At 44.8% G+C, this 15796-nt stretch carries 9 protein-coding genes; 3 read left to right on the forward strand and 6 right to left on the reverse strand.

The window, feature by feature from the left end:
* Positions 1-37 precede the first annotated feature (37 nt).
* Positions 38-2725: a TonB-dependent receptor gene (locus KUL49_RS05820; RefSeq protein WP_242633736.1), complete on the forward strand. Its 2688-nt coding sequence runs from the start codon at positions 38-40 to the stop codon at positions 2723-2725.
* Between the two features lie 48 nt (positions 2726-2773).
* Here the strand turns inward: KUL49_RS05820 and KUL49_RS05825 are convergent, their stop codons facing one another.
* From KUL49_RS05825 to KUL49_RS05845, 5 genes are all read right to left on the reverse strand, one after another.
* Positions 2774-5692, reverse strand: a complete 2919-nt coding sequence (locus KUL49_RS05825; protein WP_131136626.1) for a TonB-dependent receptor — start codon at positions 5690-5692, stop codon at positions 2774-2776.
* Positions 5693-6022: 330 nt separating this feature from the next.
* On the reverse strand, positions 6023-8458 hold the full coding sequence (locus KUL49_RS05830; RefSeq protein ID WP_131136627.1) for a glycoside hydrolase family 42: 2436 nt from the start codon (positions 8456-8458) through the stop codon (positions 6023-6025).
* Positions 8459-8705: 247 nt separating this feature from the next.
* A complete protein-coding gene (locus tag KUL49_RS05835) occupies positions 8706-9065 on the reverse strand; it encodes a HopJ type III effector protein (protein WP_131136628.1) in 360 nt (119 codons plus the stop codon).
* Positions 9066-9272: 207 nt separating this feature from the next.
* Complete coding sequence (locus tag KUL49_RS05840) at positions 9273-11315, reverse strand: NADPH-dependent 2,4-dienoyl-CoA reductase (protein WP_131136629.1); 2043 nt, start codon at positions 11313-11315, stop codon at positions 9273-9275.
* 118 nt (positions 11316-11433) lie between these two features.
* Complete coding sequence (locus KUL49_RS05845) at positions 11434-12273, reverse strand: crotonase/enoyl-CoA hydratase family protein (protein ID WP_131136630.1); 840 nt, start codon at positions 12271-12273, stop codon at positions 11434-11436.
* A gap of 138 nt (positions 12274-12411) precedes the next feature.
* Between KUL49_RS05845 and KUL49_RS05850 the strand changes: the two genes are divergently transcribed.
* Complete coding sequence (locus KUL49_RS05850) at positions 12412-13017, forward strand: TetR/AcrR family transcriptional regulator (RefSeq protein WP_131136631.1); 606 nt, start codon at positions 12412-12414, stop codon at positions 13015-13017.
* A gap of 185 nt (positions 13018-13202) precedes the next feature.
* On the opposite strand, the gene KUL49_RS05855 is transcribed toward KUL49_RS05850, so the two are convergent.
* Entirely contained in the window at positions 13203-14855 is a 1653-nt protein-coding gene (locus KUL49_RS05855; protein WP_131136632.1) for a GMC family oxidoreductase, read from the reverse strand.
* Between the two features lie 214 nt (positions 14856-15069).
* Between KUL49_RS05855 and KUL49_RS05860 the strand changes: the two genes are divergently transcribed.
* On the forward strand, positions 15070-15795 hold the full coding sequence (locus KUL49_RS05860) for a DUF1439 domain-containing protein (RefSeq protein ID WP_131136633.1): 726 nt from the start codon (positions 15070-15072) through the stop codon (positions 15793-15795).
* Position 15796 lies beyond the last annotated feature (1 nt).

Raw genomic sequence — 15796 nt, forward strand, 5'->3', positions numbered from 1 at the left:
AGCCAGTTTTGTATTCACATTCAAAGAGGATAGAAAAGTGAGACTGGCAACAAAGATAAATAAAATTACCTTAGCAATGTTTTTTGGACTGACCACTTTACCTTGTGCAACCACACAAGCATCAGAGACACATTCTACAGTCAATGACATTGAAAAAATTGAAGTAAAAGGCTACCGCTCTAGTTTAAAAGAAAGTGCTGCGCTGAAAAAAGCGTCAGACAACGTAACAGAAAGTATATTAGCTGAAGATATTGCTAATTTCCCAGACTTGAACTTAGCTGAGTCGTTGCAACGCATTTCAGGGGTTACCATTTCTCGTGATTCTGGCGAAGGGCGCCAAATAGCGCTCAGAGGGCTTGGGCCCAACTTCACTCGTACACGGGTAAACGGAATGGAGGCACTTTTCACCACTGATTCAGGCATTGACCAACGAGGCAGTGCCTCTCGAACACGAAACTTTGACTTTAGTGTTTTTGCATCTGAGCTTTTTAATCGTATAGATGTGCACAAATCTTATGAGGCAAGCTTAGATGAAGGGGGAATAGCAGGTACTGTTGATTTACATACAGCCCAGCCATTTGACTACGATGGATTCAAAGGTGCAATTACGGCGAAAGCCATTCATAACGATCTCGCCGACAACACAGGCCCTCGATTTGCAGGTTTATTGTCCAATACGTGGGGCGACGTTGGCGCGCTGATTTCAGCGGCTTATTCAAAAGTTGATACTATTGAACGTGGATATCACGTTTGGTCATGGCGTCAGGCTAGCTTTGGTCAAGATAATGTTGCCTCTTCCGTCGACGACAATATTGCTGACCGTCTCATCAATGCCGAGGGAAACGAAAGGGTGTTCATACCACGAGCCAATAATATTGCATCGTGGTTTAACGAGCGTGAACGTTTGGGTATAACCGGCTCACTTCAATGGCAAGCTTCTCCTACAACACTGTGGTCACTTGATGGGCTATATGGGCAGCTTTCAAATGACCGTATTGAAAACCAGATATCTACTGCAGGTACAAATGCCTTTACTGGCGACGTGACGGGTGAACAATTACTCGTAGATGCCGCTATTCAAGAAGACGACTTAGTTTTTGCATCTTTTGAGAATTTAGATTTACGCACTGAATCTAAAGTAAGCTACGGTGAAACTGACTTTTACCAAGTCTCGCTCAACGGAGAATTTGAAGTTACCGATAATTTATTGTCCACGTTGATGTTTGGTCGTTCTAATTCAAATTTTGATCAACCCATTCACGACAAAATTTTTGCAGAAGCGACTGGACATGCTTTCTCAGTAGACTGGCGCAACTCACCATACGGTCAAAACACTTACGACTTTGATATTTCAGACTTTGATGAATGGATGCTTATGCGCTCTGATGTGCGTGAAGACAACATTGAAAACAGTTTCAATATTATGTCTTCAGATTGGCACTATATGCTAGCGTCAGGAGACTCAATAGATTTTGGAGTTCAATTTAAAAACTACGAATCTTCTGGCTATGAAAGAAGAGACCGCGAAGATTGGGAGGATGACGAAACTGATCCCGCTGCGGTTTTCCAGTTAACCACGATACCTATTCTTCGCCCCTATGCTATTGCAAATAATACTGCAACCTTCGACTTACTCGAAGCCACAGGGAGAATTTCTAGAGAGTTAGACTCAACATTTAATCGTCCGGGCACGGTTTACGATATCGAAGAGGAAACGCTAGCGCTTTATACCAAATACAACTTCAACCGAGAAATTGGAGATATGGTATTGCGCGGTAACCTAGGCGTGAGATGGTATCAAACCGAGCAAACATCGACAGGCGAAGTAAATACTGGCGAAGGGTTAGACGAAGTGGTGTTCGACAATTCTTATGATGACTTTTTGCCTTCATTAAATTTAGCCCTTGATATAAGCGATCAATGGGTAGCTCGATTTAGCGCTAACAGGAATATTTCTCGCCCTTCTCTCAACCAACTACGAGCGGCCGGTCAGGTTGGCGTTGCAGACACATTCATTTCTTCGGGCAATCCAAACCTAGAGCGTTTCGTTGCCGATTCAATTGATACCTCGTTAGAGTATTATGCTGAGAGTTTACGCGTATCTGTGGGCGCTTTTTATAAAGATATGGACTCTTTTATTGTAGAGCAGTCGAATACCATGCCTTACTCTGAAACAGGTTACCCATTATCGTTTTTAGACTTTGACCCAAGGGTAAATGCGCAAACTGAATTTACAGTTAACCAACCTATTAACGGCGACAGTGCAAAAGTACGAGGTATAGAGATTGCCTTCCAAGCAGACTTAACATTCCTTCCCGGCGCGTTAAAAAATATGGGCGTTGCTACCAATGTCACGTTTGCTGACGGTGAAACGACGCTGTTCAATGAGGGCGAAGCGTTTAAAGTTACACCGCCGGGTCTATCTGAACTTGCTTACAATGTGACCGTATTTTACGAGACTGAAAGATGGGGGGTAAGAACATCGCTTGCATATCGCGATGAATACATAACTGGAGAAGGTGCTAGCCAAAATATAGTTGAAGGCTTTGATGACACAACGTTTCTCGACTTTAAAGCATTCTATAACGTAAGTGAGTCATTTCAAATTACGTTTGAAGGTAATAACTTAACCGATGAACGTATCCGTCAATTTCAAGACAATAGAACGCAATCATATTCAACGAGTGGTCGAAACTTTATCGTTGGCGCTTCCTATCAATTTTAATTGATAAAAAAGCACCTCGTTGAGGTGCTTACTTTAGTTTTACACTTCTTAGAATGTTGCTCTTGCTCCAAGGACGTAGCGTGCTCCCGGATCTTCTATACCGCCAAATCGGCTTTCAAATCTGCCCGAACGCTTAACAAATGAGTCTGTCAAATTAGTCCCTTCAACAAATACTTGATAGGTTTCATTAATGTTCCATGCGACTCGCACGTCAAGCTGGTCAAAATCTTCAGTAAATATCGGCTCTGGACCTTGTCGGTCGCTAAAGAAACGATCTCTTTTGTTGTATGCCACTCGACCTTCGATTTCCCCGTCATCGTAAAACAATACAAAGTTTTGTGAGTCGCTGAGGCCAGGTAGTGCTACCGCAGAATCAATTAACTCGTCCCCTACCTCATCATCAGAGCTCACATAAGTTAAGTTAGCGCTAACCCCTACGTATTGAAGTAAGCCTGGTAGTGTGTCGAAAACATGCTGAAAGGCAATTTCAACGCCGTCGACCACGGTAGAATTCAAATTACGAGGGCGATTTATATTCAAAAATATGGTGTCACCATCGATGTTACTTCTATCTTCAGTAACCTCGTCTAATCGATTACCTGGTGGCAACGTAAGACCTTCTAACTGCTCTTGCTGCGCAATAAATGCCGATACATCCTTTCTAAAGAAGCCAACACTTACCGCAGACGTTTCACCAAAATAGTACTCTAGCGAAAGGTCAATATTGTCAGACACGAACGGGTCTAAGTCTGGGTTACCTGATGAACCTGATAAATCAGATAGCCTTAGCTCTGGCGCCGTATTTATACCTGGGTTCAAGTCTGCCAAGTTAGGACGTGTTAAAGATTGTGAGTACGACGCCCGTGCTACGAGCTCATGAGTAATGTTTAAACGTGCAGCGATTGAAGGTAAAAATTCATTATAGTCTTCAGTTTGCTCTATAAATTGTGCTGGTAAGCGCGTGCTTAACAACACATCTGGACGAGTTGGGTCTGGGAATATTGTTGCAAAGGGTTCTGCGAACGCTTCAGAAGTAGTTTCTGTTTGCGTGTAGCGGAAGCCAATATTTACCGTTAGCCCCATATCTGCAATTTCACCAGAAAGCTTGGCATTAACGTAGGCGGCCAATGTTTCCTCACCAATAATAAACGCATTACGAGGGACATCGACAGCGTTAAACCCTACGCCTCCATCGGCACGCGGGTTAGAAGGATCTAAACCTAAACGTGCAGCAGTTGTTCCCAGTGGCAATCCGTTTAGCATATCGCGCATTTCCATAGCCGCAGGTGACTCTAAATAAGCAATGACTTCTTCAGGGTCATAGGCCAAGTATTGCGAAGGAAGGTTTACGTCGATACCATCAAGGAAGTTGCTGTTGTTTTCTAACGAAAATAGCTCTGCGGGTAATGGGATTTGGCCTTGAAGATAAGCGTTATTGATGCCGCCACCACCGCCTGGCGTGCGGGCGTCAGAACGTGTCTTTTCTTGGTCACCATAGTAAGCGCCGAAAGTGACACTTTCTAGAACACCAGCATCCACATACCATTCAAAGTCACTTCGAAGCTCTAGTACTTCATCAGTACTCCCCTGTCCTTCTCGGGTACCAAACCACGAATAGGTATCGTTCGGATCAGGCGCTGTAATTTCATCACCCACAATACGGTCAAGGTTATTAATCTGTCCGTCACCGTTTAAATCTGTAGTGGCTAGTTCAAACTCGAAGTTTTGGAATACAGGCGCGTCAAAGCCCCCTGTATTATCGTATCTTTGAACGGCTTGTGGACCTGCTACAACGAAGAAGAAGTCGTCACCCGCTGAATCGTCTTCAGCTTCTGAATAAGAGACATCAAATGTTGCAACTAAATCATCAGTGATATCCCACTCTAAATTTGCGCCGATTTGGTAAACCTGAGAAGTACGATTGTCCTCTACTGCAGCTTGAAACGGACGTCCAATTTGATCCCAAGCCACAAGAATATTGTTTTCGTCAGTTACCGCATTGTTGTAAGTGACGCGCTCGTTAAACATAAAATTGTGAGTGGTTTGGTTGGTAATATCGAATTCACTAAACAAGCCATCTATGGTTAGCAAGGCGTTATCTGCTAATTGGTACTGAAGTACCGCGGTAGCGCCAATACGATCACGGTCCTGAAATTGTCGCGCATAACGAATTTGTTGTTGGTGCAGATAGCGACCAGCACCATTTCCTTCGCCATCAGCGAAGAGCACTGAAGCTTGCTCTTCGTTTATTTCTGGCCCAACAAATACCCCAGAAAAAACAGCATCCTGTGCTGACTTACGCTTTTGATATGAAAGTGAGAATAAAGCACCTAATTTATCATCATCGAATGTATTGCTGTAAAGGCCGAAGAACTGTGGTGCCACATCACCAGAGTTATCTTCATAAACAGCACGGGTGCTTAATACGGTTTTCTCTTCACCAATGTTTAACGGGCGCTGCAGCTGTAAATCGATGGTCGAGCCTATACCGCCGGCTTGAAGATGCGATGGCGCCGATTTATAAACATCGGCGCCGCCAATTAACTCAGCACCGAGTAAATCAAAACGAAAGTTTCTACCTGCAGTATCAGTTGCGAGACGGCGCCCTTGTACTAGTACGGAGTTAAAGCTAGGACCAAAACCTCGCACAGTAACCTGAGCTCCCTCACCACCCGCTCTATCTATAGATACACCAGGGATGCGCTGTAGCGATTCAGCTACGTTTGTATCTGGGAACTTACCAATATCTTCCGCAACGATGCTATCTAGCACTTCGTCACTGTTCTTTTTCTTATTTAAGCTTTGGCTAAGACTTGCTCGTATCCCTTTGACTTCAATCACTTCAACGCCGCTGTCGCTATCAGCATTATCCTGTGCAAAAACGTGCCCGCTCACTAACGACTGCGCCACCGCCGCAGCTATCGCCGTAGTTTTTAAAACTGAACCTCGATTTATTACATTTTTCATCGCTACTCTCGTTCTTTAATGCTTAATCACATCAATTAATCTGTGCGGTATTGCTAAAGGCGGTAGCAGCTTGGCTAGCTATATTACCGCTTGGCGCACAGAGTGCCCTCACAACCATGTTATACCAATATAAACATATTATGTTTGCATTAATCAACAAATATTTAACTTTTGTTTGGGGTAATATTTACAATGACGTTAATTTAAGGGGTGTAGTGAGAGGTTTGGCTGAAGCTTAGACGAGATAGCAAAAATTAAGGTGACAGTTTAAAATAAAAAGGCCGGTCAACGTGGACTGGTGACCGGCCTCTTTACGCGATAGTTAAAATGCTATTTCACTTCTACTTCAAGTAATAGCACTTCTTCCGAAGCAAGCTCAAAAACGCTTTCCATACTATTACTTGTCATTAAATCTGTAACCTTTAGCTTGCTCCCACCTTTGTGTGAAAGCTGGATCTGAACTGGCTCGTGCCCAACGCTTAATAAATTCACTAGGTACTTATTGTCGCCTGTTTTCGCCACTCTCGTGATTGTGGTTTTGTGCTTCAGCGGGCTATCAATTTTAAACTCAATATCCGGTACGCTATCCGGTTTTATTTCAGCTAATGCGGCTTGACGAAGCTTTTCTATGCTAGCGTCTTCATCAAGTACGATGAGCCTACCTTTACGTGCTTTCAAGGTGCTTTCACGTAGCTGACCGTATTCATTAAAACGAAGAGACTGCTTATCTATAACCACAGAGCCACCTGCATCTAGGTATTTTTGCAATGCATTAAACTCGCCATCGGTAACATTTGGTGTTTTATAAACTACTAAAGTATCCCACGCAGAGTTATCTTGCTTAGCAATTATGTTTTGAGTCGCATACCCAAGCGGGAAGCCTTCAAAAAACATAGACTTATAAAGCTTTCCTTGCGTAGTCATGTAATCACTAACGTTAATTGCAGACGTTTCTGAGTAGAACAAGCGCATCGGTCTACGCTGCTTTCTAAGTGCCATAATTTCTTCAGAGTAAGTATTTAAGTCGAACATGACTTGCGTTACTTCGTTTGAAACATGGGGCTGCATATTGTTTGAGCCCGCAAACGCACCGGCTAAGCCAGGATCGAAGAAGTTAAGTTCACCTTCTAAACGGTCTTCGGGCGAACCATCTGGATCGCGCATCCAGAACCAGCCCATGTTCGCATCCATTCCCTGAAGCGTAGCTAACCAATACACGTTTCGCACGTAGCTTTCACGTGGGTCCATCACTTTCCATTGACCAGACGACAAGAAGTGGGATTCAGAGTTAACGTTGATTTTGTTTGGTGAAACCGACTCAGTAAAGTCGTGAATCATGCTCATACCATCCCATTTATAGGTGTACTTTTCCCACCAGTCAGAAGAAATATGAGGTCTTATACTCGGGCTTCCCAGCGCCTTAGCGTCGTGGCCAATCATGGTGGTAAGCTCAGTCAAGGCTTCTAAATCGATACCGTGAGAGCGAGAATCTTCGTAAAATGTACGCGGAAAAATTTTTATGTGGGTATCTGCGTCTGGGTTTACTGCGTGTAGTTCATTTTGCATGAAAGTGAACCAAGAGGTTGCTCGATGCATGTTATAACGATTCCAATCGAACCAGATTGGCTTTCCACGCAAGCTTTCGCTGATAGGAATTTCTATTTCTACATCGTCAAAGCTAGCAAACTTGGAGTTCCAGTTAGCATTAAGCTGGGCTACGTTGCCTTTATATTTTTCATTAAGCCATTTTTGGAATTCAGCTAACGTGTATGATGAGATTCCTTGCATCTCTTCATAGTTACCTGTCCAATGTCCAGCCTCTGAATACCAGTGAGGCTCATTGGCAAGCACGAAACCTAATTCGATGACTTTTTTGTCTTTAGTGACTGCGGCGGCTTTGCGAAGTATCTTGCTCCATACTTCACGGGCAAGCGGATTATCCAAATCAAAGCCCTGAAAAAGCGATCGCCCTTTTCTAATTTCTGGCTCTTTCGCTTCTACCCACTCAGGTATACCCATTAACCATGCGACTAAGTAGCCAATGTTGTCATCAGGAATATCTGTAAGCTCTTTTAGCAGCGCTTCATCAAACGTACCGTCTTCTTTTACTAAGAAAGAATTGATTGCTCGGTCGTGGTCAACGGGATAAAGGTTTTCGCCACCGTGGTAAAGTGCACCTAAATAGTCATTATAAATATCAGGCTGGCCTAGAGGCTGACCTACAGACTTAGAAAAGTAATCGTAGAGGAAAATAGGCTTACCGTTACTCACAAACATATCATCAGTAGCTTTAGTGTTTTGCCAGTCAACTTTAACAACTGGGCGACGTTTTATTTCGCCACGAATCTCTTTGCCTAATTCTTCTATGCCAGCGTCAAGAATATCTATCACCTTTCTACGCTCGAAATCTGGAAGTTCTGCAGCTAGCTTTGCTTTGTTAGGAGCAAAATGTCGTTCATAACCAAAAGCAGCTTCTATAGCCTTTGGGTTTGCTTCGTCCCAATTTGCAAATTTTAGAAACTCATTAGAAAACCAAACAACGGCTTCTTCCCGCGTTACATCTATGCCTTTGGACTTTGCTTCGTCCATCATTGTTTGAAGTACGTTGATTTTGCTGCGAGCTGTCGCTTCAAGGGAGCTTTTTACACCCTCTTGCTGACTTGGATTTATTGAAGAAGTACTGCTTTCTGTAGTTTCTATCTGCGTGCACGCGGCACCAATCATTATAAGTGGAGCCAGAGCGGCAACCTTAAACTGACGTTTCATAATGTAGTCCCAGGTTAACAGCACGTTGGCTAAGCCTCATTTGCAAAATGGTGCGCCCCAACGTACATCTATTTATCAAGTTTAAAACACTAAATTGATACTACATAAACAAACATCATATGTATACATCCAATTTACATTTGCGCTGCTATGGTTTTCTTTTTTTAACAAATCGCAGAGAAATAGATGCGGTATTTGACGTGATCTTTTTTAAGCGTCTACTGTTATGGTATTTGAAGCGGTGCAGTCATAACGACTCTTCCTTTAAAGGAAACGTCTCAAACGCCACTCCTTCATGGCCCGTTTTCATAAAGTTGCGGATATTGGCGTGGTCGTCGCCGTTAGGGTTATTAAGTACGTCTTCGCGATAGAACCGTCCAAATAAGGCCAGCGTTTGAGCTTGGTTTAGGTTTAAATGCTGACCGAGTGCGAGCAGTTTGCACGAGCCGTTGTTCTGGTTTGCTTCGTTTAACACATCACCATTGGTGAAAGCAGTGGGCGAGAAAGTAAATGCGCTATCAATAAGCGCAATAACGTCGTTAAATTCGATAGTATCTGGGGAATTAGTAACTGCTTGAACTAAGTCTTGGGTGTTGCTGTATGACATGTTTATCTCAAAAAAAGAAACCGATAATAGCAGGTCTAGGCTACCATCACAGACTGAAACAGGTCTGGTTTCGTTATTTTCATAAAAAATCACAGCCTTCGGCTGCTAGATAAAATAAACCCCTCCGAAAAAGAGGGGTTTATAATGAAGCTGAAGCACCTATTGATGAGGCGCTTATATTTCTAACCGCACGTTTGCGCTAGGCGATTAAACCGCTGCGCACACTCGCGTACCCTGGTCGATTGCGCGTTTTGCATCTAGTTCTAGTGCTTCGTCTGCACCACCAATCAAGTGGTAAGGCATGTTTAAGCCTTCAACGATATCACGCATCGGCTCTTGGCCTGCGCAGATGATGATATTATCTACCGGCAATACTTGGCTGTTGCCATCAACCGTAATATGTAGCCCTTCGTCATCAATTTTATCGTAGCTTACCCCTGGGATCATGGTAACGCCTTTGGCTAGTAGACCCACTCGGTGCGCCCACCCCGTTGTTTTGCCTAAACCCGCACCGACTTTGGTTGTCTTGCGCTGTAGTAGGAAAATTTCTCTTGGTGATGGTTCTGGCTGCGGCTTAACGCCTTCAATACCAGCCCGGGCCGAGAAGGTCATATCAATGCCCCACTCTTTCATAAATGCAGGGATATCTTGGCTCGGCGTTTCTTTGCCATGAGACAAGTACTCCGCGGTATCAAAACCAATACCACCAGCACCGATAATGGCCACCTTATTGCCAACGGGTTTCTTTTCCTTCAATACTTCGATATAGGTCAGCACTTTTTCGTGCTCAATGCCTTCGATCGCTGGCGTACGCGGCTTGATGCCAGTTGCAATCATGACTTCGTCGAACCCTTCATCGTTTAGCGCAGCCGCATCAACATAAGTATTTAGCTTAAGGGTAATGTTTTTATGAAGCTCAATTTGACGCTTAAAATAACGTAGCGTTTCGTAAAACTCTTCTTTGCCCGGAATTTGTTTGGCAATATTAAATTGCCCACCAATTTCGCTAGATGCATCATAAATCACAACGTCGTGACCGCGCTCGGCAGAGGTCACTGCCGCCGCCAATCCCGCTGGACCTGCGCCTACAACCGCTACACGCTTTTTAGTTTCTGCAGGTTTAACGTTTATTTCAAGCTCGTGACAGGCGCGTGGGTTCACCAAACAGCTAGTCATTTTGCCGTTAAATACATGGTCAAGGCAGGCTTGGTTACAGCCAATACAGGTATTGATTTCATCAGCTTTATTTTGCTGCGCTTTGCGCACAAAGTCTGGGTCTGCCAAGAATGGACGAGCCATTGATACCATGTCAGCATCGCCGCGAGACAGCACTTCTTCCGCAACTTCAGGGGTGTTGATACGGTTTGACGTAATTACTGGAATTGAAAGCGCCTCTCTGAATTTTGCGGTAACCCATGTAAATGCCGCTCGCGGTACTTTAGTGGCAATGGTTGGAATACGCGCTTCGTGCCAACCAATGCCGGTGTTAATGATAGTCGCACCGGCTTTTTCAATTTCTTTGCCAAGCTGTACGACTTCATCGTAAGTAGAGCCGCCTTCAACAAGGTCAAGCATGGACAAACGATAGATAATGATAAAGTTTTTACCTACCGCCTCACGCACGCGGCGCACTACTTCGATAGGCAAACGGATACGATTTTCATATTCACCGCCCCACTCATCGTCGCGGTGGTTAGTGCGCTTTGCAATAAATTGATTAAGGAAATAGCCCTCAGAACCCATGATTTCAACGCCATCGTAACCCGCACGCTGGGCTTGGGTTGCGGCAGTTATGAAATCTTCAATTTGCTTTTCTATCTCGTCAGCTTCAAGTGCTTTTGGCTTAAACGGGTTAATTGGCGCCTGTACCGCAGAAGGTGCCACAAGCTTAGGGCTATACGCATAGCGCCCCGTGTGCAGAATTTGCATACAGATTTTACCGCCAGCAATGTGCACTGCGTCAGTCACTTCTTTGTGGTTTTTCACCGCTTCGTCTGTATCTAAACGAAACGTTGACGGATGGGTAGCGCCCTCTTCGTTTGGTCCTATACCACCTGTAACGATAAGCCCTACGCCACCTCTGGCACGTTCACCATAAAATGCCGCCATACGTTTATGGCCGTCGGGTAATTCCTCTAAGCCCGTGTGCATAGAACCCATGAGCACGCGGTTCTTTAGGGTAGTGAACCCTAAATCTAACGGACGAAATAAATGAGGGTAACCGGGATGATCGGTAACGGTCTGATTCATGATACATTCCTGAAAGTCGTTTTGGCTTGGTAAAAGCCGTTAAAAAGCCTGTTTAAATATTCTTATCTAATGCGCTCATTCTCTGAAGGCGCTTTATAATTCAATTAATTACATTCACTTACGAATTCATTTTCTTAATGGCTGGGTGTAATGGCGGATATTCCGGCAGCGTTTTGGTTTTCTGTGCTTCCATGGCTTTAAACACATCTTCCATTTGGAACATGCCCGCTTGCCATGTGGCCATATAGGTCAAGCTCTCTGCCACCGTGTGTTCTACCGCGTAGTTAATCATAGTCTTAGTGCCTGAAACTGCTAACGGCGAATTCATCGCAATCTGCTGAGCTATTTTCATTACCGCGGCTAGCATGGCAGTTTGGTCATCGAATACCTGATTCACAAAGCCAAGTTGCTGCGCTTCTGCGGCACCAAAGTTGCGCCCGGTATAAGCCAGTTCTTTAACTATGCCAATGGGAATGAGTTTTGGAAGTCGCTGAAGCGTGCCGACATCGGCTGTCATGCCTAATTGGGTTTCTTTAATAGTAAAAAAAGCATCTTGTGTGCAATAGCGCATGTCGCATGCACTAAGTAAATCTACGGCACCACCAATTGCCCCGCCCTGCACGGCACCAATAACCGGCATACGTGCCTGCTCTATGGCGGTAAAGCTATCTTGAAGTAACATCACCATACGGCGCATACGCTCTGCTCTGCGCGACGGGTCGCCCTTAAAGTCTTCTTTCATGTTCAGGAACACCGATAAGTCCATACCGGCAGAGAAATGCTTACCCGTTGATGAAATAACAATAACACGGGCGTTACCTTCATCGTCTATTTCACGAATAGCCGCTGGCAATTCGGTCCAGAACTCTGGGATCATGCTATTCATTGCGTCGGGGCGGTTTAGTACTACGTGGGCAATATGACCCTCTTGTTTTACTTCTAATGTAGAGTACTTCATGGTTTGCGCTGTCTCCTTGGGCTGTTCCTGTTAACAAATTTGCAAACTAGACAGCGTCAAGATAAAAGGCTATGTTGACAGTGTCAAGATAAAACGTTATCTATTCGTCTCAATTTTGAAAATGGAAACATCGGGTTTATGGCTAATGCAGTACAAAGCTACCATCACGGCGACTTGCGCAGCGCACTGATAGAGGCGGCAACGGCGCGTCTGTCTGAATACGGCGTTGATAGTTTATCTCTCAGAAAGCTGGCAGAAGATGCCGGAGTGTCACGTACTGCGCCCTATCACCATTTTAAAGACAAGAGTGCGCTTTTAAGCGCCATTGCGGCCAAAGGCTTTAGCGATTGGCATACCGCAGCTAAACGAATCTTCGAACAAGAAGACAAAACACCGCAGGCACGTTTCCGCGAATTTGTGCACGAATACATTGGCTACGCTGCCGACAACCCAGAGATGTACGAATTGATGTTTGGTCGCACTATTTGGCAAAACCAAGCGGCGACCAACGATTTGAAAGATGTTGCATTTCCCTGTTTTCAGTTTCAGGTGACGATGACACGCTATTGGCAAGATAAAGGGCTTCTCCCAAATAATCAGGATGCGCTGAGACTCGCACAGGTTACTTGGGGCACGTTACACGGTATTGCACGATTGCTCATTGATGGTATATACGCTGACAGCAGTCATATCGATGAGATGTGTGATTGTGCAGCGGATTTATTTATGCAAAAACAGCCATAAGCAGCGCGGTTATTAAGCTTGTTTTGGCACACTGAAATGCTTTTACAGCCTCTAAGTTGTCGACATCGACAAAAGCGGATAAATACCCGCAAAGCGATTTAAATGCCCTTGCGCGACTGAACCTACAGTAAGCGACTAAAAAGCCCGGAGCGAGGCAGTTCCTCGCTTTTATCCCTTTTGCCTAATTACGCCGATTCTGCTTTAGCCAAAGATACCGGCTGCCCTTCATGGGCCGCTTTTATAAACTCCGCAGCACGTTCAGCGATCATCACGGTGGGCGCATTGGTATTGCCGCCAATTAGGCTGGGCATCACCGAGGCGTCTACCACTCTAAGACCAGCTATACCTCTTACCCGCAATTGAGTGTCGACCACGGCCATCTCATCGTTATCACATCCCATTTTACAAGTACCAATCGGGTGATAGATGGTTTCAGCGCGCTCACGTAAAAACTCTAATATTTCTTCATCTGTTTGTGCTTCTTCCCCAGGGTATAGCTCACTGCCCTGGAACTTGTCGAAATCTGGGGCCGATAGCAGCTTACGGGCAATACGCACACCTTCAATCATGACCTGCTGATCTTCTTTGGCAGACAAATAGTTCGGGTCGATAAGTGCCTGATCAGCAGGATGGTTACTTTGCAGCGAAATAGTACCCCGGCTTTTCGGGTATAGGCAGCATACATGCAGACCATAGCCGTGACCAAAGGCTAACTGTCTTCCATGGTCGCTCAATATTGCAGGTAAAAAGTGGAACTGAATATCAGGTCCGTGCGTCGCTAAACTTGAACTAACAAAACCACCGGCTTCAGCAATATTTGATGAAAAAATGCCTTTGCGCTTAAACGCATAGTCTGCGGTGGCTTTTACATAGGAAGGTAATGCCCCCAATGCCACGGCATAGCCCTCTCTCGCTTTACAGGTATACTGTACAATTGCATCAAGATGGTCTTGTAAGTTCTGGCCCACACCAGGCAGATCTTGCTGTACAAAAATCCCCTTTTCTTCTAGCTCTGCTCTGGGTCCTATACCTGAAAGCATAAGAAGTTGTGGTGAATTAATCGCGCCGCCACACAGGATAACTTCGCTTTTAGCAAAATAGCGATTTACTACGCCTTTTTCACGTACCTGAACGCCAATTGCACGCCCCTCTTTTAACAGCACTTTTTCGGCTGCGACTCTAGTAAGTACAGTTAAATTGTTGCGATGCTTGGCCTGCGTTAAATACCCCTTCGCCGTTGAACAGCGTTGCCCGTTGGCCTGTGTAACATGGTAATACCCTAACCCTTCCCTGTCGTCTCGGTTAAAGTCGTCCAGCTGTTGATAGCCTGCAATCGACGCTGAGTTCACAAATGCGTCTGACAGCACGCTGGTATGCCTAAGCTTGCTAACATTGAGTGGGCCGCCTGTGCCATGGTATTCATCAGCACCTTCTTCAAAGTTCTCAGAGCGTTTGAAATAAGGCAGTACATCATCAAACGACCAACCTTCAGCCCCTTCTTCATTAGCCCAGCGGTCGTAGTCTTCTTTTTGCCCGCGAATATAACACATCGCATTAACCGAACTGCTGCCGCCCAAGGTTTTACCGCGGGGCCAGAACAGTTCTCTGTCATACATCTCTTTTTGGGGTGCTGTGTGATAACCCCAGCCAATCCCCTCAAATCTACTGAGTAAAGACAACCCAAACGGGATATGAATAAGCGGATTAGTGTCCTTTGAGCCAGCCTCTAATAGCAAAACATCTAACGCGGGGTTTTCTGATAAACGGGTGGCAAGCACCGCGCCCGCAGAACCGCCGCCTACAATAATGTAATCGTATTTGCTCAGTACTTCGCTCATTTCGCCAACTCCTTGAGGGCAAGACTATTAAATGTTAAAAAAACGTTGTGGTACGACCAGATTACCAAACAACACTTCGCCAAGAAAAGACTTAAATTGTAAGATTTAAAAAATCTAATAATCCTGATAACTTAAGTGCTATATCGAAGTAGCCCCTACTCTGAAAAAACTAACAACAAGCCACCGCCTAGTAGATTTAGGCTAAGAATGAACGTTGACCAAAAACCTATCGTTTAAAGACAAATGTAAAGTCTACCTTGCACAATGGCTTGTGAAATGGGGCAAGCTGACGCACGACGACTTCACGAAATCAGAGCTTCATGACCTCGTAAAAGGCAGCTTTCCTTACTCATTCACTTTCGATATCCCCATGGGAACTGGCACGGTTACCGTGCTTGAAGGAAATATAGCACTCGATAGTGCAAACAACCGTATTGGACTACAGTGCCTTGCTGCACTTAATATTGTGGTGGCCACCACCACTATTTATCGCGCTCATGTTGTATTTACCGTATCGGCTTCACCTTATTACGACAAAAATATGAGTACCCTTTATTTGACCGACATCACCACTGACAGCGTTACTCTAGTTAACGATGATTACGCGCTGATTAAAGACACACAATTTCTAATGTCTCGCTTTTTTCCCAAAAATGTTAATTCTCTACTTGGCGGCTCTTTAAAATCAGCCCTATCACTGTTTAGTGCTGGTGCATCCGACATGGCTGCAGACTATCTAAAGGTCTATTTATCTGGCTCGAAACAAGCAGTGTTGGACTACCACATCCCTCTCATTAACAACGCCATTAAAAAGCAAATTAAGCAGGAAGACTTAAGCCATACCATGCGTAACGACCATTGGCGCGAGGTTCTGTTCTCAAAAGCTGGCCAAAACGTGCGTGTAGAAGACGACGTACTGCGCTTTTACCTCATTGAATGAC

This window comes from Alteromonas sp. KUL17, assembly GCF_006538305.1.
Taxonomy (GTDB): Bacteria; Pseudomonadota; Gammaproteobacteria; order Enterobacterales; family Alteromonadaceae; genus Alteromonas; species Alteromonas macleodii.

Coding starts and splice junctions, on each gene's coding strand:
- KUL49_RS05825 (WP_131136626.1), bottom strand. CDS start 5,692: ATGAAAAATGTAATAAATCGAGGTTCAGTTTTAAAAACTACGGCGATA.
- KUL49_RS05830 (WP_131136627.1), bottom strand. CDS start 8,458: ATGAAACGTCAGTTTAAGGTTGCCGCTCTGGCTCCACTTATAATGATT.
- KUL49_RS05835 (WP_131136628.1), bottom strand. CDS start 9,065: ATGTCATACAGCAACACCCAAGACTTAGTTCAAGCAGTTACTAATTCC.
- KUL49_RS05840 (WP_131136629.1), bottom strand. CDS start 11,315: ATGAATCAGACCGTTACCGATCATCCCGGTTACCCTCATTTATTTCGT.
- KUL49_RS05845 (WP_131136630.1), bottom strand. CDS start 12,273: ATGAAGTACTCTACATTAGAAGTAAAACAAGAGGGTCATATTGCCCAC.
- KUL49_RS05850 (WP_131136631.1), top strand. CDS start 12,412: ATGGCTAATGCAGTACAAAGCTACCATCACGGCGACTTGCGCAGCGCA.
- KUL49_RS05855 (WP_131136632.1), bottom strand. CDS start 14,855: ATGAGCGAAGTACTGAGCAAATACGATTACATTATTGTAGGCGGCGGT.